The sequence below is a fragment of the Chryseobacterium sp. HMWF035 genome (assembly GCF_003094695.1).
GTDB lineage: Bacteria > Bacteroidota > Bacteroidia > Flavobacteriales > Weeksellaceae > Chryseobacterium > Chryseobacterium gambrini.
Map to the genome: position 1 here is coordinate 62,622 of NZ_QEHP01000055.1, position 19,549 is coordinate 82,170.

Below are 19,549 nucleotides of genomic sequence, written 5' to 3' on the forward strand. Positions count from 1 at the left end.
AAAAATTTAACCAAATTATATGCCCGCGGAATTTCTTTGGTAGTCTTAAATTTATATCTTTGTAACTCTTTAAAAAATCAGAAGTAAAAGTATGAGTTTATTCGATATGTTTACGCAAGAAATTGCGATAGACCTTGGTACTGCCAACACCCTTATCATCCATAATAATAAAATTGTTATAGACCAGCCGTCTATTGTCGCGATCGAGCGTTCGACAGGCAGACCGATTGCCGTGGGTGAGCAGGCGAAACACATGCAGGGGAAAACTCATGAGGACATCAAAACAATCCGTCCGTTGAAAGACGGGGTAATTGCCGATTTCCACGCTTCTGAACATATGATTAAGGAATTTATCAAAAAAATTCCGGGAATTAAAGGGAAGTTTATTCAGCCCGCATTAAGAATCGTAATCTGTATTCCTTCCGGAATTACGGAGGTTGAAAAAAGAGCGGTAAGAGATTCTGCCCAGAAAGTAAACGCTAAAGAAGTTCGTTTGATTTATGAACCGATGGCTGCAGCAATAGGGGTTGGAATCGACGTACAGAAACCTGAAGGAAACATGATCATCGATATAGGTGGCGGTACTACAGAAATTGCTGTTGTAGCTTTAGGAGGTATCGTTTGCGATAAATCTGTAAAAATTGCGGGAGATGTATTTACGAATGACATCGCCTATTACTTAAGAACGCATCACAACTTATATATCGGAGAAAGAACAGCGGAGAGGATTAAAATCGAAGTTGGTTCTGCCGTTGAAGACTTAGACGTAGATATCGAAGATATTCCGGTACAGGGAAGAGACCTTATTACAGGAAAGCCAAAAGAAATTATGGTGGGTTATAAAGAGATTGCAAGAGCATTGGACAAATCGATCATCAGAATTGAAGATGCGGTAATGGAAACACTTTCTCTTACTCCTCCGGAATTGGCGGCAGATATTTATAAGACAGGAATTTATCTTGCCGGTGGCGGTGCATTATTAAGAGGTCTTGCAGACAGATTGCACAAAAAGACAGGTCTTCCTGTATTTGTAGCAGAAGATCCGTTGAGAGCGGTTGTTCGCGGAACAGGTATTGCACTTAAGAATATGGATAAATTCAATTTCTTAATTAAATAATTCTAACTTTTTACGAAACACATCTGAATGGGATTTTTGCTGAGATTATTTTCAAAGAATGCGCTATTTGTCTTCTTTATATTTCTGCAAATCATTGCTCTTGTTCTGATATTCTCTAAAAACGCCATGCAGCAATCATGGATTGCAGGGCAGTCTGCTGCTTTCAATTCCTGGGTTTCGGGATATATCGATGAAGGAGTTTCGTATCTTAAGCTGAAACAGATCAACGAAGATCTTGTGGCACAAAATAAAGCCTTGATGGTGGAACTTTACGGAAAACAGGGAGCGAAAAATCCAATGTTCAGAAAAGTTCATGATACCATCGGAGGCGGACAAATCTATACTTTTGTTGACGGAGAGATTGTTTTCAACAGTATCAACAGAAGAAATAACTACTTTACCATCAACAGAGGCAGGAGAGACGGTGTTTTTCCACAAATGGGCGTGATGGCTCCGAAAGGGATTGCCGGAATCGTTATTAATTCTACAGACAGCTATGCTTTGGTTCAGTCGGTTTTAAGTGTTAATAAAATCAGAATCAATGCTGCTTTAAAAAACTCAGGATATTTCGGAACCTTAACATGGAACGGAGACAACTCCAGAGTAATGCATTTGGCGGATATTCCAAAATATGTTGCCCTGAAAATTGGCGATACTGTGGTTACCGACGGAAAATCAGCGATTTTCCCTAAAGGGGTACAGATCGGAACCATTGCAGGATATTCTGTGGATAATAAAACCGGATTCTGGGATATTTCTGTGGAACTAAGTGAAAAAATGGGAGCTTTAAGCAAAGTTTATGTGGTGAAAAACCTCAAGAAAGCTGAAGTTCAGAAGATTCAGGATACCATGCAGGCTGTAATAAAAAAGGAAAATGATTAGCAGAACATTATTTACGGATATATTGATTATGATTTTTCTGGTTGCATTACAGGTTTTTGTACTGAACAGGATCACCATTTTCGGAAAGTACACTCCGGTGCTCTATCCGGTATTCGTGATGTTTTATCCTTTTTTCAGAAATAAATTTCAGTTTTTAGCACTAAGTTTTCTCATCGGACTTTCCGTAGATGCATTTCTCGGAACCTGGGGAATGAATGCGTTTGCAACCACTTTGATTGCTTATTTCAGAACATTGATTTTCAGAACTTCTACAGATACTTCCACAGATTTTTTCTCTTTTCAGTCCCTGCAGTGGGCGCAGTTTTTACTGTTTTTATTTTCAAGTATCTTTTTGCATCAGCTTTTAGTTCAGTACATTGAATTCTTCAAGTTGAGCAGATTTTTTGAAATATTACTTAATGTATTGGTAACTAGTTTAATTTCGTTTATATTTATAGTTATTTACGCATTAATCTTTAAAATCAAACAAAAAGTTTGAACACACGTTATTTAAAAATCTTTTCCGTTCTTATCGTTATCGCTATGATTTTTGTGGCGAGAATTGCTTATTTACAGTTGTTTACGGATCGTTATGCTTTAAATGCAGCCAATACTTCCATTAAAATTGAATACGTTATTCCGCAAAGAGGAGTCATTTTTGACCGCAACGGCAAAATTCTGGTGGGAAACCAGCCTGCCTACGAAATTTCCTTCACTCAGGCTTTAATGCGTCCTGATTTTGATACCGTAGGATTCTGCAACCTGATGAAGATTTCGAAAAATGATTTCGTCAGAACCATCGAAAATATTAAAAAAGAAAAATATTATTCCAAGCTGACTCCCATGACCTTCATGAAAAATCTAAGTCGTGAAGACATTGCGAGAGTTCAGGAAATTATATTCAAATATCCCGCTTTCAGTATTGTTTCAAGACCTCAGCGACAATATGAAGTTTCTACGTCGGGAAATCTTTTGGGATATACCAGTGAAGTTAACGAAAGGGAGATTAAAAAAGACTCTGCTTATTACTTACCGGGCGATTTCATCGGAAAAACAGGAGTTGAAAAAGCCTACGAAAAAGATCTTCGCGGAGTGAAGGGAATGAAATACATTCAGAAGGACATCAAACTGAGGAATGTAGGACCTTACAAAAACGGATCTTTAGACAAAGACGTTATCACAGGAAAAGACATTACACTTACCATAGACTACGATTTGCAGAGAATTGCTGAAGAAATGCTTGTCAATAAGCACGGTGCGATTGTAGCAATTGATCCCAATAACGGAGAAGTTCTGGTCGCAGCAACGGGACCGGATATCGATCCGAATCTTTTTACCGGACCGAATAAATCTAAAAACCTCTACGCTTTATCCAAAGATACAATCTACGAGAACAAACCGACCTTCGACAGGTCTTTACAGGCAGCTTATCCTCCCGGTTCTACATTTAAATTGTTAACCGCTTTGTCTGCGATGCAGATGGGCGTGATGGACGAAAATACAGTGTTTCCTTGTGGGGGCGGATTTAATTACAGAGGGTTGAGAATTAAAGGTCACGGTGGAGCAGATCCGCTGATTCCGGCAATTCAGGTTTCCAGTAACTGTTACTTTTCCTACGCGTATTTGGCGATCGTTAATAAATATCCCGGAAATCCTTCGAAAGGGGTTGACGAATGGAAAAAGATCATGAGCAGCTTTGGAGTAGGAGAATTTTTAAATAATGATTTTGCAGTAGGCGCAAAAGGAAGAATTCCTACCGGAGAGTTTTATGAAAAAAGAATGGCTTCCATTTACAAAGCAAGTGGTTCTAAAAAAGATCCTAAAAACTGGGATCCTTTGGCAACAGGGGCTGTTTTCAACGGAATGGGACAGGGAGACGTATTGGTAACTCCGCTTCAGCTTGCCAATTATGTGGCTGCAATCGCCAATAAAGGATGGTATTACACTCCGCATATCGTAAAATCGATCGACGGAAAGCCCAATCCGGATCCGAGATTCAAAAAGAAACATCAGACTTTAGTTGATAAAAAGCATTTTGAACCCGTTCTGAAAGGAATGGAAGCCGTAGTTTTAAGAGGTACGGCACATGGTTTAAAATCCAACGATTTTACCCAGCTTGCAAAAACAGGAACTGCACAGGTTCCGCAGGGAAAAGATAATTCCATTTTTGTTTTAATTGCTCCGGCTGATAAACCTAAAATTGTGGTTGCAGCGGTAATGGAACACGCTGGATTTGGAGCTACTTGGGCGGGTCCAGCCTCAACGGTAATCGCCGAAAAATTTATTACAGGTGATCTGAAGCGTGAAAATCTCTACAAAAAAATGACTTCCTCAAGCTTTATGCCTGAATATAAAAGACAGTGGATTGCGGATCTGAAGCGTAAAGGTTTATACAAAGAACCGGTAGATTCTCTCAAGCAGAAAAGAATACTGGACAGCCTGAAATTTGTAAAAGAGCAGAAAGCAAAACTGCAGAAACAGATAGACATCGAAACGAAAAATAATAAAACAAAACCTGCTAAACAATGAAATGGGCAGAAGGAATAGATAAATTAGGTCTTGGCTTATATTTCCTGCTTTGTGCTTTTGCCATCGCAAATATTTATAGTGTAGACCAAAAGTTAGGAGAAAAACAGCTTATTTTCTTCTGCATTTCCCTGTTCGTCGGATTGGTGATTTTCGTGGGACGAAGCAAGTTCTTCGAAAATATGTCAGGAATTATTTACATTGGAGGAGTATTGCTTCTCGTAGGACTTTTCCCTTTTGGTAAAGAAATCCTCGGGCAGAAAAACTGGTATAAATTCGGAAGTTTTACCATGCAGCCCGTTGAGTTTGCAAAGATTGGAACCGCTTTAATGCTTGCAAATTATGTTTCCGGACCGGAATTTAATCTGAAAAACAGGAAATCTCTATTAACGACTTTAGCCATTGTAGGAATTCCGGCTGTTGTAGTTCTCGCCATTCCCGATGTTGGTTCCATGTTGGTTTTTATCGCCTTCTTTATTGCCTTGTATCGTGAAGGATTGAGTGGAGTTCTGTTTGGAGTAGGATTTCTTTTTGCAGGGGTTTTCCTCGTCTCTTTGGCGATAGATCCGATCTGGGTTGCGATTACCATCATCCTGATTATCGGAGGATACATTGCAATGAATTATTACAAAATGTCGTGGAATATTATTTCCATTTCAAGTATTGCAGGTTCGGTGCTGCTTTTATGTGGTCTGGCTTTCGGTGCGCCTTATATTTTAGAAAAACTGCCGAAACACCAGAGAGAAAGAATTGAGGTTCTTTTTAAAGGTGAAAAAGCATTCAGGGATACTTCCGGATATAATTTGTTGTATTCTAAAACGGCTATCGGTTCCGGAGGTCTTTGGGGAAAAGGATACCGTGAAGGTTCCGTTACGCAGGGGAAATTTGTTCCGGAGCAGGAAACCGACTATATTTTCTGTACTGTAGGTGAAGAATGGGGTTTTGTAGGAAGCGCCGTTCTTATTCTCTGTTATATGGTGTACATCGGAAGGATTTATTATCTCGCCGAGCAGCAGAAATCGGGCTTTAACCGCGTTTTCGGATATTGCTTTGCCTCGATTCTTTTAATGCACTTTACCATCAATTTAGGAATGGTAATGGGGTTATTCCCAACCGTTGGTATTCCGTTGCCGTATTTCAGTTATGGAGGAAGTTCTTTACTGGCGTTCTCAATGATGACTTTTATTTTCTTTAAATTAAATTATTCGGATAAGAATAGTCTGGTTTAAAAGCTGGAGGATAGAAGGTGGAAGTTCAAAATAATATGTTTTAATTTTCATAATTGAGATCTGCGTAATCTGCCAAATTCGTGAGATAAAATAAAACTCTCAACAAAGTTTATGAAAGAATCCTATTTTTCAGATCAGCATTTCGAGAACAGAAATTTCACACAGCCTTTAGACAAAGGCGAATACGAAAACTGTACTTTCCGAAACTGTAATTTAGAATACGCCAATCTTTCAGGCTATAATTTTAACGACTGCGAATTTATTGGCTGCAACCTCAGCATGATGAATCTGGTTTCAACAGCTTTTCGCGAGGTGGTTTTTAAAGAGTGTAAAATGTTCGGACTGCATTTTAACGACTGCAACGAATTCGGATTATCGTTTACATTTGAAAGCTGTCTTCTCAACAATTCCATATTTTATAAAACATCAATCAAAAAAACACTATTCAGAAATTCAAAATTAATTGAGGTCGATTTTTCTGAATGCGATTTATCGAACGCAATATTTTCCGGATGCGATCTCTCAGGAGCTGTTTTCGACCACACCAACCTCGAAAAAGCGGATTTCCGTACATCGTTCAGTTATTCCATCAATCCGGCTTTAAACAGGCTTAAAAAGGCTAAATTTTCGCTTTCTGAAATTCATGGACTCCTTCATCAATTCGATATTGAAATTGATAAAAACGGATAGGTTACTGTTGATGGTTAATCGTTGATCGTTTTGCTGTCTAATACCATTTTATCTTTGGATTTTCTGTACATAAATATTCCGTAGGAATTGTATCTGTGTAGCATAAATGAAGAATGCAGAATCAGAACTCCGCAGGAGTTCAATATCAGAGTAAATTTGAGAATTGATCTAAGCTCAATCTCAAAGTTTTTACAGGTGAAAATATTCTCTGAAACTTTTATCTTCTTAGTATTAGAAAAAAGCAATTCCCCTTCTCTGAAGGGGTGGATTTTGCAAAGCAAAAGACGGGGTAGTCAAAAGAAAGCGAAACAATAAAAAAACCATCAAAATCTTGATGGTTTCATTATTTAAATCAATTATTTAAAATTAAAAACTTGCTGCGTTTGCTGCCGGAGTTGTTGTTGCAAGATTATTGTAAGCTTCTCCGTTTTCGTTGATGATTCTCTTTCCGAATCTGTATTTTGGACCCCAATAAGTATCATTTAATGAAGAAATCATGACTCCTTTTGAAGTTGCGGCGTGAATAAACTTCACTTCTCCGTCTTCTGTTACGCTTTCTACGATTCCTACGTGAGAAATTCTTCTTCCGTGAGAAAAGAAAATCAAATCTCCTTTCTGAAGGTTTTCTTTCTCGATTCTTTCACCTTCTTCAGACTGCGAAGCTGCTACTCTTGGTAAGCTAAGACCTGCTGCTGCACCGAAAACTGAAAGTACAAAAGCTGAACAGTCAATCCCGTTTCTTGTCATTCCTCCGTAACGGTATGGCGTTCCAAGATAAGTCTGTGCTTCGTTTAAGATGTTATCGATTGTTGCGTTATGTTTGATTGCTTTTGCAATCTCAGAATTTTTGATAGAATTTTTTGCGTTGGCTAAAGTAGCTGCCTTTTCTGCAAGAAATGAGTTGATTAATTTCTGCTTATCCTGCTCCATTTTGTTTGTTTCAAGAGAGGCAAGTTTGGCATCTGTTTTGTATTCTTTAGCGTAAGTTGCTGGTTTTGAAACTACGTAGTTTGTAACACACGATTGTAACGATACAGTAGAGACGAAAGCAACTAGATAAAACAAAACTCTTTTCTTCATATATATTTGATTACCGTGTTAAAAAAAGGATAGTATATTTTCAAAAGCAATACAAAAATATAGAATCCAAGTAAAAGAGCCCCGATATGACAATTGTCAGGTTCTTTATTTAACACATTTTAACATAATTTTTACGTATGTTAAAAAAAATAAACCGCAACCGCCTGTTTTGGGTAGGTGTGCGGTTTTTTTTATTAAGATTCTTTAACAAAAATATTGCGGATTATTGTAAAATAAAGGGTAGGCAATTAAATTAATTCAAAATACCCCCTTATAAATTTTGTTAATAAATGATTGGTTTTTCGGTTGTTTCAGGTTTTTAACTCTACTTTTTAATGCTTTTATAACGGCTGTTGTTTTCGTTTTAACAAAGCATTCATACCTCATAAAAAAAACTCCCCGATCAATCGGAGAGTTTCACTAATATGGAACTTTACAAATGTTACTTTGTAAATAACATTTCTCTGTATTTCGTCATTGGCCAAAGCTCATCGTCTACCATCATTTCAAGATCGTCTGATGCATCTCTGATGGTGTCGAATAAAGGTTTTACCTTATTACAGTATTCTTCAGCCTGTTTTTGGCTCTCGGTAACTGCTTTTGCCGCTTCTCTTGCTTTAATAAGATCTTCAACGCCTACTTTAATTTTAGAAACATTCTCGGAAATGCTTGTAATTAAGCTCATTTGTTCTTTTGCCAAAGATTTGAATTCTTTGTCTCCGAAGATTTCTTTTAACCCTTTTACGTTCTCGATCAGTCTGTTCTGATAGTTTAACGCAGAAGGAATAATGTGGTTTCTTGCGATGTCACTTAACACTCGTGCTTCGATATCAATAACCGTAGAATATTTTTCTAATTTAATTTCGTTTCTTGCTTCAACTTCTCTGTGCGTGAAAATTCCCATCTCTTCGTAAAGCGCTAAGAATTTCTCATCCATTTCCTGCTTAAGAGCTTCCGGAGTTGTTTTTAAATTGTTTAAGCCTCTCTTTTCCGCTTCTTTAGCCCAGTCATCAGAATATCCGTCTCCTTCAAACATGATGTTTTTACACTGCTTGATGTATTCTCTTAATACATTGAAGATTGCTTCATCTTTCTTAAGACCAGTTTCAATTAAAGCATCTACTTCTTTCTTAAAGTCGTTTAATTGTTTTGCAGCAATTGTGTTCATTACTGTCATAGATTCTGCGCAGTTTGCAGAAGAACCTACCGCTCTGATTTCGAATTTATTTCCTGTAAATGCAAATGGAGATGTTCTGTTTCTGTCTGTGTTATCCAACAGGATTTCAGGGATTTTTCCAACAACATTTAGTTTTAAATCTGTTTTTTCGTCCGGAGAAAGTTTTCCTTCCGTTACTTTTTCTAGCTCTTCCAAAACTCTGAACAACTGGCTTCCGATGAATACGGAAATAATTGCCGGCGGAGCTTCGTTTGCGCCCAATCTGTGGTCGTTGCTTGCAGAAGCAATACTTGCTCTTAAAAGATCTGCATATTCATGAACCGCCTTAATTGTATTGACGAAGAACGTTAAGAACTGTAAGTTTTTCTTAGGATTTTTTCCCGGGCTTAAAAGATTTTCACCTGTATCTGTTGCCAAAGACCAGTTATTGTGCTTTCCGCTTCCGTTTACCCCTGCGAATGGTTTCTCGTGGAACAAAATATGGAAATGATGTCTGTGAGCGATTCTTGCCATTACGTCCATCAACAAAGAGTTGTGGTCAACAGCAACGTTTACTTCTTCAAACATCGGAGCAAGCTCGAATTGATTCGGAGCTACCTCGTTGTGTCTCGTTGTTACAGGGATTCCCAATTTCATACATTCGATTTCTAATTCTTTCATGAAATTCATGACTCTTGTAGGAATTGAACCGAAATAGTGGTCATCCAACTGCTGCCCTTTTGCAGGAGAATGTCCTAATAAAGTTTTACCTGTTAAAACCAAATCAGGACGAGATTGATATAAAGCAGAATCTACCAAGAAATATTCCTGCTCCCAACCTAAAGTTGGTGTTACTTTCGTTACACTTTTGTCGAAATACTGCATTACATTGGTTGCAGCTTCGTCTACCGCGTTCAAAGCTCTTAAAAGAGGGGCTTTATAATCTAAAGTTTCTCCTGTGTAAGAAATGAAGATCGAAGGAATACATAAAGTAGTTCCCATGATGAACGCAGGAGATGTAGGATCCCATGCGGTGTAACCTCTTGCTTCAAAAGTGTTTCTGATACCTCCATTCGGGAAAGAAGATGCATCAGGTTCCTGCTGGATCAGTAAATTTCCGCTGAATCTTTCGATTGCTCTTCCGCCTTCGATTGGCGTGAAGAATGAATCGTGCTTTTCTGCTGTAGAACCGGTTAAAGGCTGAAACCAGTGCGTGTAGTGCGTTACACCTTTGCTCATTGCCCAGTCTTTCATGGCTACCGCAACCTGATCTGCAATGTGTCTCTGGATTTTGCTTCCTTTTTTTACCGCATCCATAATAGACTGGAATGCTTCTTTCGTTAAATATTCTCTCATCGTTTCTTCAGAGAAAACATTCTGACAGAATAATTCTGATAATTTCACGGGAACTTCTACAGAATTATCTCTTCTGAAGTCCTTGAATGGTAAAGTTTCTAACGCTTTGAATCTTAAAGTTGACATATTAGGTTGATTTTTACGGGGCAAATTTACAAAAAAATTGAATTGAAAAATATTTTACCCTAAAAAATTAAGGGGTGTTTTTAAAATTTAATATAATTGTAGTTTTTGGAGAGGCTGAGTTTCAAAACTACATTCATACCTTATTATATATAGGATACTTTTTCTGAATGGAAAATTTAATATTAAGAAAATTTATTCCTGAAACTTTAAAATACAAGCGGCGAAAATCTTAATTTTAAAACACGAAATATTTATCTGGATTAAAAAACATTCGTTAAAGCATTGGTTAGCAAATGAATATATTATTTAAAATATTTTTCGTAACTTAGCAGACTTTTTATAAAAATTTTAAATATATGACAAATTCTAGAGCAAGAGAAACCACCGAGGCAATTGAAAGACTATACATTTCTATGAGACACCTGTTTTATAGAGGTTTTTTCAAGCCGAGCGGAGTTTCAGGAGAAAGCATTAGAAGTTTGTTGAAGACGATCAATCCGGAAATTTACGGTACCATGAGTATGCCCAGCAAAGTGGAACTCGATGGTTTGATGTATGTTTTAGACAGACTTCCAGAAGGAATCGAAGAATGCGCTTTCATTCATCTTACATCAGACGAAGGTTTTGATAAAGGAAGTTTTGAACCGATCGTTCCTAAAAAAAGAAGAAGAAACTGTTACAGAATCGATGAACACCAGATGAACATTGAAGTTCTTTTGGGGCGTTCGGAAATTTATGATATTCTTACCCACCTTACCTTTTTATTCATTGAGGCAGATAAAGTTCGCAATCTGGCTTTCATTCAGGATGAAAACTGGAAACCGACAAGAGCCTTCAGAATTATCGAAGAAGTGGTAAAAGGCGAGAAAAAATTCAGCAGAAGAGAAAAAGAAGTTGCCCTTATTCATTTATCTTCTTTAATAGGAAGAACATTTGATGAAACTTTAAATGCTTACAATACTTTTGGCGATGACGAAAATCCTGACCGCTTATTCAAAATCATCTACAACCTTGCGAAAGTAAGTCTGGAAGATGCAAAACAGACCAGAGAAAGGGAAATTCATTTCAGTGCTATCTTAAAGGAAAGAGTAGGACATCACTATTTTGGTGAAAAGTGGGCGAATAAAGTAAAAGAAGTGCTATTTGAAAATAATCTTCACATGAGACCGCTTCACATCATTTCTGCCAATATGCACTCTGTGAAAAATATGCTGTATGCCAACGAAGCATTGAAGAAAAAAGATCATAAAGAAGTAGATTACAAAATGTACGGAGAAATTTCCGACAAAAAAGAACTTCGCGATAAAGTTTCCAAATACGCTTTGGAACAGGAAATGATCTATATTAATGACAAAAGCGGAAGTAATATCGATGTGCAGATCATCGACCTCAGCAAAACAGATCTCAGAAATACACCTTTTCAGGATATTAAGTTTGCCGGAGATGATGTCGTAATGGTTTTTGATTATGCATTCGGAGAACAGGCTTACGAAATAATGGACGAATTGCTGAGACCTTACGAACATAAAGGGGAAGTGTATATGATGAAGGTAAAATCTGTTTCCATCATGGGTAAAGCGGGAATTCTTGCCGGAGGAAAAGGAGACATCATGATCCCGACTTCGCATATTTTTGAAGGAACAGCAGACAATTATCCGTTTGAAAATGCCCTGAAACTGGACGATTTTAAAGACGATGAATTAAAAGCTTTTGAAGGTCCGATGATTACTGTTTTGGGAACTTCGCTTCAGAACAGGGATATTCTTTCGTATTTTATGAATACTTCGTGGAAAGCTATCGGTCTTGAGATGGAAGGTGCACATTACCAGAAAGCCATTCAGGTGGCGTCGAAAATCAGACACCATATTTCTCCGGATCTGTTTGTGATGTATGCTTATTACGCATCGGATAATCCTTTGGAAACCGGAAGTACGCTTTCTTCTGGAGGTTTAGGATTAACAGGGGTAAAACCAACCTATCTTATTACCTTAAGAATCTTAGAAAAGATCTTACAGAGCGGAAAGAAAGAATCTTCAGCGAAAAAATAATTCCATTTAAAAAATGAATTTTATTTATAAAACAAGAAATATTTTCATGAGCATATTTTTATTTATGCTCATGTTTTTTTTTACACTAAGTTGTAAAAATGAAAGTGAACCGCAAAATTTTCCATTTTATAAGCAAACAAATGAAAAAACTTGTGGTTCCACTTGTTTAAAAATGATTTTAAAATATTATGGCAGAACTTATACAGATAAATACTTGAGTGAGATTACTCAAGTTGATCCTAAACGAGGAACGAGCATGTATAATTTATTCTCTGCCGCAGAATCATTAGGATTTAAATCAGAAGGATTAGAAGTTGATTTTCAAAACCTAAAGAATAATGTACAACTACCTTGTGTTGTATATTGGAAGCCTAATCATTTTGTAGTTGTCTACAAGATAGAGGAATCGAAAGTATATGTTGCGGATCCGGCGGATTCTTTAAAAATTTATAGTAAAAAAGGCTTTTGCGATTTGTGGGAAGATCCTAACTCCAATGGTACAAAGACAGGATATGTTTTAATGATTAATAAGTAAAATAATGAGTTCAGCAGCACAATTAGCCAAAAGATTCCGGGAGGTTACATTAGATGGTTTATGGATTGCCAATACCAACTTTAAAGATCAGCTTTCCAATGTTTCTTGGGAAAAGGCAACAGCCAAAGTAGGTTCTTTAAATACCATCGCAATGCTTACTTTTCATATTGATTATTATATTGCCGGTTTAATTAATGTTTTTGAAGGTGGCGATTTGGAAATCAGGGATCAATTCAGCTTCGAGCTACCTCCGATTGAGTCTCCGGAACAGTGGGAGAACCTGAAAAGTAAATTTTTAAGCGATGCCGAAAAGTTCGCAGATTTATTGGAAAAAATGCCCGATTCGAAAATGAACGAGGGTTTTGTAGACGAAAAGTACGGAACCTATCTCAGAAATATAGATGGCATGATCGAGCATTGCTATTATCATCTGGGGCAGATTACTTTGATTAAAAAACTTTTATTGGATTAAGTTATTTCAAGTATATGAAGAATACTGGTCTTGTTTTTATACTACTATTTCCGTTTTATTGTTTTCCTCAATTTACAATTCCCAAAGGATTTTCAGAATTTACAGAAAGTCCTGCCAATGGAAAAGAAATGAAAAGGATAGTTGCAGATTTTGATAAGGATAATAAAGATGATGTAATGACAGTGATTTATCAATCAAAATATAAAGAAGATTCTGCGATAAAAAAGTATTTAATCATTTATCTTTCTTCAAAAAAGAAAACGTTTTTTATTGATTTTGATTTATTTAATGGGGTTTATGTTGTACCACTAAAGTACAAAAATGATGTGCTGGATTTTCTTATTTATCAGGATGGAACCGGTGTTTATGGTCATGGTTTAAAATTGAGGTTTAACCAAAAAGTAAAAGAAATACAGCTTATTGGCTATGATTACAGTTACAGAACCACAACCGGACATTGCAACAAAACCTATAATTTATTAACGGGAGATTATATTGTAACGAATGATTATTATAACTGGGAAAAAGACAAAACAGAATTTGAAAATTTTAAAGGAAATAAGAAGCAGTCTAAAAGCATTTTTATTAAAGATTTTACTTTTAAGTTATTTGAAAAATTAAGTCTGATAGGAAAAGAATATGAAAAAGAATAATAGGTTTAACAATCTTTGTAAAAATTTATCCAATTCCATAGGAGTCTCAAAATATCACATATTTGAGGCTTTTATTTTAAATACTTATCTTTAGAAAAAATAAAATTTTAAATGAAAAAATCGGTTGCAATCCTGTTTGCATTTATCATTTCACAGTTTCATGCTCAGCAGGGAGCTTATTATCAGCAGAGTGCAAAATACAAGATGGATATTGATGTGAATGCTGAAAAGTTTACCTACGAAGGAAAACAAACTTTAGATTACAAAAATAACTCTCCAGACGAACTGAATGTTGTCTATTTCCATTTGTACTGGAATGCTTTTAAACCCAATTCGATGATGGATCAGAGAGTTGCAGGACAAGGAAAAAACGGAGATTCCAGACTTCAGAAAGATGGTGTTTCAAGATTGGCTTCGATCCCGAAAGATCAGGAAGGGGCGCAAAATATCCATTGGATCAAACAGAACGGGAAAACACTGAAATTTGAAGTTCAGGAGACGGTAATGAAAGTTTATCTTGCGGAACCGATTAAACCTAATTCGTCCACTACATTTACTTTAGAATGGGATGCGGTAATTCCGCAGCAAATCAGAAGAAGCGGAAGAAATAACAGGGAAGGAGTGGATATGACGATGACGCAATGGTATCCGAAAATCGCAGAATACGATTACGATGGCTGGGCGACATTTGATTATATCGGAAGAGAATTTCACGCGCCGTTCTCGGATTTTGATGTTACGATAAAAATCAATAAAGAGTATGTAATCGGAGCGGGAGGAATTCTGGAAAATCCTTCTGAAGTAAAAGGGTATGATGCTAATGCTAAAATTAAAGCAGATAAAAATAAAGCAACATGGAAGTGGAGTGCTAAAAATATCCTCGATTTTGCATGGGCTGCAGATAAAGACTATATCGTAAAAAGTTTTGACGTTCCGCAAGGCCCGAAAGTTTTTTTAGTATATCAGAATAACGATAAAACAAAAGTCTGGGAAGAAGCACAGTCTTACATCACAAAATATTATCAGTTGATGAATTCCCATTTCGGGAAATATGTGTATCCGACATATTCTTTCATTCAGGGAGGAGATGGAGGTATGGAATATGGAATGTGTACCATGATTTTAGGTGAAGCGAATGATATTGAGGGACTAATGGGATTAATGGCTCATGAAGGAGCGCATTCGTGGTATCAGCAAATTCTTGCGACCAATGAACCGATGCGTCCGTGGATGGATGAAGGATTTACAAGTTATGCGGAAGGATATGTAATGAATCAGTTGTTTCCTCCTGCAAAAGAACTTCCGAATCCTTTTGCAAATTCTTTAAATGCTTATAGAAATTTTGTAAAAAAAGGTATCGAAGAACCGGCAATCTGGTTGGGAGATCATCATGATAACGGAACTTCTTATACGTATGCTTCTTATGTAAAAGGAGAATTGTATCTGGTTGAGCTGGGTTACATTATGGGGGAACAGAATCTTGCGGAAACATTGAAGCAGTATTACGATCAATGGGCGCTAAAACATCCTTCAGACAGAGATTTCTTACATATTGCCCAGAAAGTTTCGGGTATGGATCTGAAATGGTTTCAGAATTACTGGATCAATACCACAAAAACAATTGATTACGGAATCAAAGACGTAAAATACGATACAAAATCTACTACTATTACTTTGGTGAATAACGGACAGGTTCCGATGCCGATTGATTTCAGTGTTATAACTACGGACAAAAAAATAATCAATTATCAGATTCCTATGAACATGACGCATACGTGGAAGGAAAAAGATGCTTACGGAGAATTCAAAACAATGCCTTACTGGCCTTGGACGCAGAAAGAATACTCCATCACCATTCCTTATACAAAATCACAGTTATCGGTTTTAGGAATAGATTTTAGTCAAAGACTTGCTGATGTGAATATGGCGGATAATTTCGTTGAAGTGAAATAAAATTAAATTTAATGAAGCATAATAAATCCCTGAAGAGTTTTTTTTAGGGATTTTTTTATATGATATTACGTGATAATTGAAAGTGAATTTTTATTGAATTCCAAACTGTTTTACCATCCAGTGGTTAGAATGATTTTTAACCAAATCGTTTTTTAGGACTTCATCATTGGTATTGAGATAATGATAAACTTTTAAAGGAACAGAATCGGGATATTCTTTTAAACCCTGCGCAGCAACTGCTTTAGCTTCGTCCTTCTTGTTTGCACTGTCCAAAGATTCATAAGTATAAATATAAATGATGGCAGGAATTTTCCCATATATTTTTTGAAATTCACTATTCAATATTTTCATTGTTTCTACCTGAAATTCAGAATTAGGCTTTTTGCCAACCATTGCTGTCTGGCTTATATGCTGTTGATACATCAAAAACAACATCAGCAGGTGAATATTTTTTGTAGAAGGATCGGAAAGCAGACTCTGGATTTTTTCAATGGTTTCCGTGGTCATTTCATCATTTTCAGCCTGTAAGCTCTTGTTGTAGAACTCGTCCAGAATATGGTAAACCGTCTTATCGCTTCCGTCGATCTTTGCTTCTTTTTTTATTTTTTCAAATACTTCTTTTGCGCCGGCGGCAGTCTGTGAGAAAGCGTTAATTCCCGAAAGAAATAAAAATAGCAGAATCAGTTTTTTCATGAAAATTTGAGTTGAAGTGATTTTAGGTTTAAATATAAATAATTGTTTCTTAAATACAAGAAAATCTAAACCGTAGTTTTACTAAAATCAGTAAATTTAGTGCCTTAAAATTAATCGGAGATTTCCATCTTTTTGAAAATAAATAAATGAAGTCAATTGTAATAAACATAGGAAACAGCAATATCAGATTCGGACTTTTTAACGAAGACAACTGTGATATTTCCTGGGTAATTAATACAAAACCATACAGAACGGCAGACGAATTATACGTACAAATGCTGATGCTGTATCAGACCTATAAAATTGAGCCTGCAGAAATCAGTAAAGTCATTATCGGATCTGTTGTACCTCAGCTTACAAAAGTGATGAGTGCAGCGATAAAAAAGATTCATGATATTCATCCTGTGATTGTTGACAGAAATACGCCTTCCGAAGTTCAGGCAAAATCTAAACAGATGGGAACTGATATTTATGCAAACCTTGTTGCGGCTCATAATATGTATCCCGACAGAAAAAAAATTGTACTGGATTTCGGAACTGCACTCACGGCGAGCTGTGTTGCAGAAAGCGGAGAAACTTTGGGAGTAATTATCGCCCCGGGAATCGTTACTGCACTTAATTCTCTGATCAGCCAGACTGCTCAGCTTCCGGAAATTGAGCTGGTAAAGCCAAAAACCGTTCTGGGTTTAGATACGGTAACCTGTATGCAAAGCGGAATGGTCTACGGATTTCTGGGAATGGTAGAAGGATTTATAGACAGAATAAACGATGAGGTAAACGATGATTGTTTTGTGGTGGCAACCGGCGGAGTCTCTCATGTCTACAAGCCTCTAACGGATAAGATTCACGTTATGGACAGATTGCATACTTTGAAAGGGTTATATTTTCTGGGAAAAAATTTATAGTAAAAGGTTGAGGTTCAGATTAAAAAAACGATTGATAAATATTATCCTAAACCTCAACTTTTATATCATCTTTTAGATTTAAAGAATTCTTTCACAATTAAAGAACATTCATTTTCTAAAATTCCAGTAATGATTTCTGTTTTTGGGTGAAGAGAAAGGTTCTTATTGATGAACCCCCGTTGTTCATCTCTTGCCCCGATGACAACTTTTGAAATTTGTGACCACGACAATGCGCCGGAGCACATTACACAAGGTTCCATTGTGACATAGAGTGTACAGTCTCTTAAATATTTTCCGCCCAGAAAATTGGCAGCAGAAGTTATTGCCTGCATTTCTGCGTGAGCCGTTACATCATTTAAGGTTTCAGTAAGATTATGGGCTCTTGCAATCACTCTGTTATTGGAAACTATTACGCATCCGATAGGAACTTCATCTTTTTCTAACGCGGTTTCAGCTTCATGAAGAGCCATTTTCATGAAATATTCGTCGGTAAACATTTATGGTTCAATATTCATGGTTAAAGGAAGCCGGAAACGATATCGTACCGGACCACCATTGATGATAGCCGGAGAAAACTTTTGTGAAACAGAATAAAGAGCGATTTCTGCCTGTCTGTTGAATGTGAAATTATCTCCTTCTGCCTGAACATTGCTGATGCTGCCATCTTTTTCTACAATAAAAGCCACATTAGTTTTTACGGTTTTTACATCAGAATATACACCGCCAAGATAAAACAGATGGGCTACTTCTTTTCGCAACTCATTAATTCCTCCGGGATAATCTGCCATTTTATCAATAACTACCGAGGGAGGCGCAGGAGCTTCGGGAGACAAAGTTTTCAGTAATTTTAATTTGCTGAGATCTTCAAGGTTTTTGGTTTTTAATAAAGCTCCGGTAAGCGCGACATTTTCTACACTGTCCATTTTCTGCATGAAAAGCATATAATCGAGCTTTATGGATGCTCTATGATAATTATCTGTCTCTGCATCAAATTTTTTCTTAAACTCTTTGCTGAGCATAGAACGATGCTGGTTATAATAGTTTTTAATAAGCTTGAATTCATCGGTCTGTTGCGAAGAACAGAAAGAAAAAACGCAGCAAAAAAGAAAAACAAAAAAAGATTTCACTTTGATATATTTATGTAAATGTAATCAAAAAATCTTGATAAGTTTCAGCTTTCAAGATACCTGTTTAAAGACTCCTGAAGATTTTTGCGGATATCGTCAACTAAAACTTTAGGTTCAATTACCTGAACTTCTTTTCCAAAGGAAAGAATTTCCTGCATAAAATCGTAAGTAGGATGCAGGAAAAACTCAAAAAATATTTCTTCCGGCGTTTCTTTGGTTTCTTTCTGAGACTGATGAAGCGGAAAACTTCTGATGTATTCTCCCTGATGTCTGCTGCATTTCAGAACAATTTTTTGCGGGTTTTGCTCTGCAAGATTCATCACACCAAAGGCGTTTTTAAAGTGTTCTCTGAAATTGTATTTGTATTTTTCCCTGAAATTATTTTTAGAAACATCCAGATAATTAATTCTGTCTAATCCGAAAGACTTCAGCATTTTATCTTTGGTATCAATAGCAATAAGGTACCATCTGTCTTTAGATTCTTTCAAAGCCAACGGATGAACTTTTCTGGAAGTCATCAGTTTATTTTTATAGTTGTAGTGCTCAAAGGAAACAATTCGTTTGTTTCGGATGGCAAAGAAAAGATCATAAAAATGTTCAACACCTGTCGGCTTTCTGCTTTCGAAAAAGATAAGGTTAGAAAAATCAGGATGAAGATTCAGAGCGTTGCTTACCTGAAAAGACTCCAGTAATTTCTGGTTGTATTCATCCACTTCCATAATCGGGCGGCTCTCAATATAATAACGGTTGTCTCCCTTCTTTTTATTATGAATGGAGAGATTGAAAAGATCTGAAATTTCCCGGATATCTCTTTGCAAAGTACGGATAGAGTAGCCTTTAATCCCTGCATCCTGAAATTCAAAGGAGTTAAGCAGATACTCTTCCAGCTGCGAATAGGTAGCCGGAGAACTTTCCAATCTTTTTATAATTAAAGCGTATCTTGTAAGATAAAAATCTTTTTTCATTGCTAAAAGTTTCTACCACAAATATATGCGGTTAAT

The 19,549-nt window shown here is 36.6% G+C and carries 18 protein-coding genes; 12 read left to right on the plus strand and 6 right to left on the minus strand.

Annotated features, from left to right (window positions below):
• Positions 1–91: 91 nt before the first annotated feature.
• The 6 genes from DD829_RS08885 to DD829_RS08910 all read left to right on the plus strand — a co-directional run bounded on the left by DD829_RS08885 (position 92) and on the right by DD829_RS08910 (position 6,444).
• Complete coding sequence (locus DD829_RS08885; RefSeq protein WP_027381028.1) at positions 92–1,117, plus strand: rod shape-determining protein; 1,026 nt, start codon at positions 92–94, stop codon at positions 1,115–1,117.
• 27 nt (positions 1,118–1,144) lie between these two features.
• On the plus strand, positions 1,145–1,999 hold the full coding sequence (mreC, locus tag DD829_RS08890; RefSeq protein ID WP_076391391.1) for a rod shape-determining protein MreC: 855 nt from the start codon (positions 1,145–1,147) through the stop codon (positions 1,997–1,999).
• Positions 1,992–2,498 carry a rod shape-determining protein MreD gene (locus tag DD829_RS08895; protein ID WP_076391393.1) on the plus strand — a complete coding sequence of 169 codons (507 nt, stop codon included), beginning with the start codon at positions 1,992–1,994 and terminating at the stop codon, positions 2,496–2,498. The genes mreC and DD829_RS08895 overlap by 8 nt, the downstream gene beginning before the upstream one ends.
• 44 nt (positions 2,499–2,542) lie before the next feature.
• Positions 2,543–4,528: a peptidoglycan D,D-transpeptidase FtsI family protein gene (locus DD829_RS08900; protein ID WP_410493812.1), complete on the plus strand. Its 1,986-nt coding sequence runs from the start codon at positions 2,543–2,545 to the stop codon at positions 4,526–4,528.
• Positions 4,525–5,754: a rod shape-determining protein RodA gene (rodA, locus tag DD829_RS08905; protein ID WP_087708551.1), complete on the plus strand. Its 1,230-nt coding sequence runs from the start codon at positions 4,525–4,527 to the stop codon at positions 5,752–5,754. Before DD829_RS08900 ends, rodA begins: the two co-directional genes overlap by 4 nt.
• 111 nt (positions 5,755–5,865) lie before the next feature.
• A complete protein-coding gene (locus DD829_RS08910) occupies positions 5,866–6,444 on the plus strand; it encodes a pentapeptide repeat-containing protein (protein WP_108408905.1) in 579 nt (192 codons plus the stop codon).
• A 366-nt stretch (positions 6,445–6,810) separates the two neighbouring features.
• Here the strand turns inward: DD829_RS08910 and DD829_RS08920 are convergent, their stop codons facing one another.
• Positions 6,811–7,524 carry a C40 family peptidase gene (locus DD829_RS08920; RefSeq protein ID WP_108408903.1) on the minus strand — a complete coding sequence of 238 codons (714 nt, stop codon included), beginning with the start codon at positions 7,522–7,524 and terminating at the stop codon, positions 6,811–6,813.
• Between the two features lie 442 nt (positions 7,525–7,966).
• Positions 7,967–10,162, minus strand: a complete 2,196-nt coding sequence (locus DD829_RS08925; protein WP_108408902.1) for a glutamine synthetase III — start codon at positions 10,160–10,162, stop codon at positions 7,967–7,969.
• A gap of 356 nt (positions 10,163–10,518) precedes the next feature.
• Here DD829_RS08925 and DD829_RS08930 point away from each other — a divergent pair, with 356 nt between their 5' ends.
• The 5 genes from DD829_RS08930 (at position 10,519) to DD829_RS08950 (ending at position 15,823) form a co-directional block, all read left to right on the plus strand.
• Entirely contained in the window at positions 10,519–12,210 is a 1,692-nt protein-coding gene (locus tag DD829_RS08930) for a DUF6909 family protein (RefSeq protein WP_116547683.1), read from the plus strand.
• A gap of 46 nt (positions 12,211–12,256) precedes the next feature.
• Positions 12,257–12,745 (plus strand): cysteine peptidase family C39 domain-containing protein, encoded by a 489-nt coding sequence (locus tag DD829_RS08935; RefSeq protein ID WP_165796533.1) that lies wholly within the window; start codon positions 12,257–12,259, stop codon positions 12,743–12,745.
• A gap of 4 nt (positions 12,746–12,749) precedes the next feature.
• Positions 12,750–13,217 carry a DUF1572 domain-containing protein gene (locus DD829_RS08940; protein ID WP_108408734.1) on the plus strand — a complete coding sequence of 156 codons (468 nt, stop codon included), beginning with the start codon at positions 12,750–12,752 and terminating at the stop codon, positions 13,215–13,217.
• 14 nt (positions 13,218–13,231) lie between these two features.
• Entirely contained in the window at positions 13,232–13,870 is a 639-nt protein-coding gene (locus tag DD829_RS08945; RefSeq protein WP_108408733.1) for a hypothetical protein, read from the plus strand.
• A 111-nt stretch (positions 13,871–13,981) separates the two neighbouring features.
• On the plus strand, positions 13,982–15,823 hold the full coding sequence (locus DD829_RS08950; protein ID WP_108408732.1) for a M1 family metallopeptidase: 1,842 nt from the start codon (positions 13,982–13,984) through the stop codon (positions 15,821–15,823).
• Between the two features lie 90 nt (positions 15,824–15,913).
• On the opposite strand, the gene DD829_RS08955 is transcribed toward DD829_RS08950, so the two are convergent.
• Positions 15,914–16,516 (minus strand): hypothetical protein, encoded by a 603-nt coding sequence (locus tag DD829_RS08955; RefSeq protein ID WP_108408731.1) that lies wholly within the window; start codon positions 16,514–16,516, stop codon positions 15,914–15,916.
• A gap of 146 nt (positions 16,517–16,662) precedes the next feature.
• On the opposite strand from DD829_RS08955, the gene DD829_RS08960 reads away from it, so the two are divergent.
• Complete coding sequence (locus tag DD829_RS08960) at positions 16,663–17,421, plus strand: type III pantothenate kinase (protein WP_116547684.1); 759 nt, start codon at positions 16,663–16,665, stop codon at positions 17,419–17,421.
• A gap of 65 nt (positions 17,422–17,486) precedes the next feature.
• Here the strand turns inward: DD829_RS08960 and DD829_RS08965 are convergent, their stop codons facing one another.
• Genes DD829_RS08965 through DD829_RS08975 form a run of 3 tightly spaced genes read right to left on the minus strand, consistent with a single transcriptional unit; the run spans position 17,487 to position 19,513 of the window.
• The gene (locus DD829_RS08965; protein WP_087708563.1) at positions 17,487–17,918 is read right to left on the minus strand and encodes a nucleoside deaminase; all 432 of its coding nucleotides are present in this window, start codon (positions 17,916–17,918) and stop codon (positions 17,487–17,489) included.
• Positions 17,919–18,548, minus strand: a complete 630-nt coding sequence (locus DD829_RS08970; RefSeq protein WP_228408155.1) for an energy transducer TonB — start codon at positions 18,546–18,548, stop codon at positions 17,919–17,921.
• 44 nt (positions 18,549–18,592) lie between these two features.
• The gene (locus DD829_RS08975) at positions 18,593–19,513 is read right to left on the minus strand and encodes a helix-turn-helix transcriptional regulator (RefSeq protein ID WP_076391417.1); all 921 of its coding nucleotides are present in this window, start codon (positions 19,511–19,513) and stop codon (positions 18,593–18,595) included.
• Positions 19,514–19,549 lie beyond the last annotated feature (36 nt).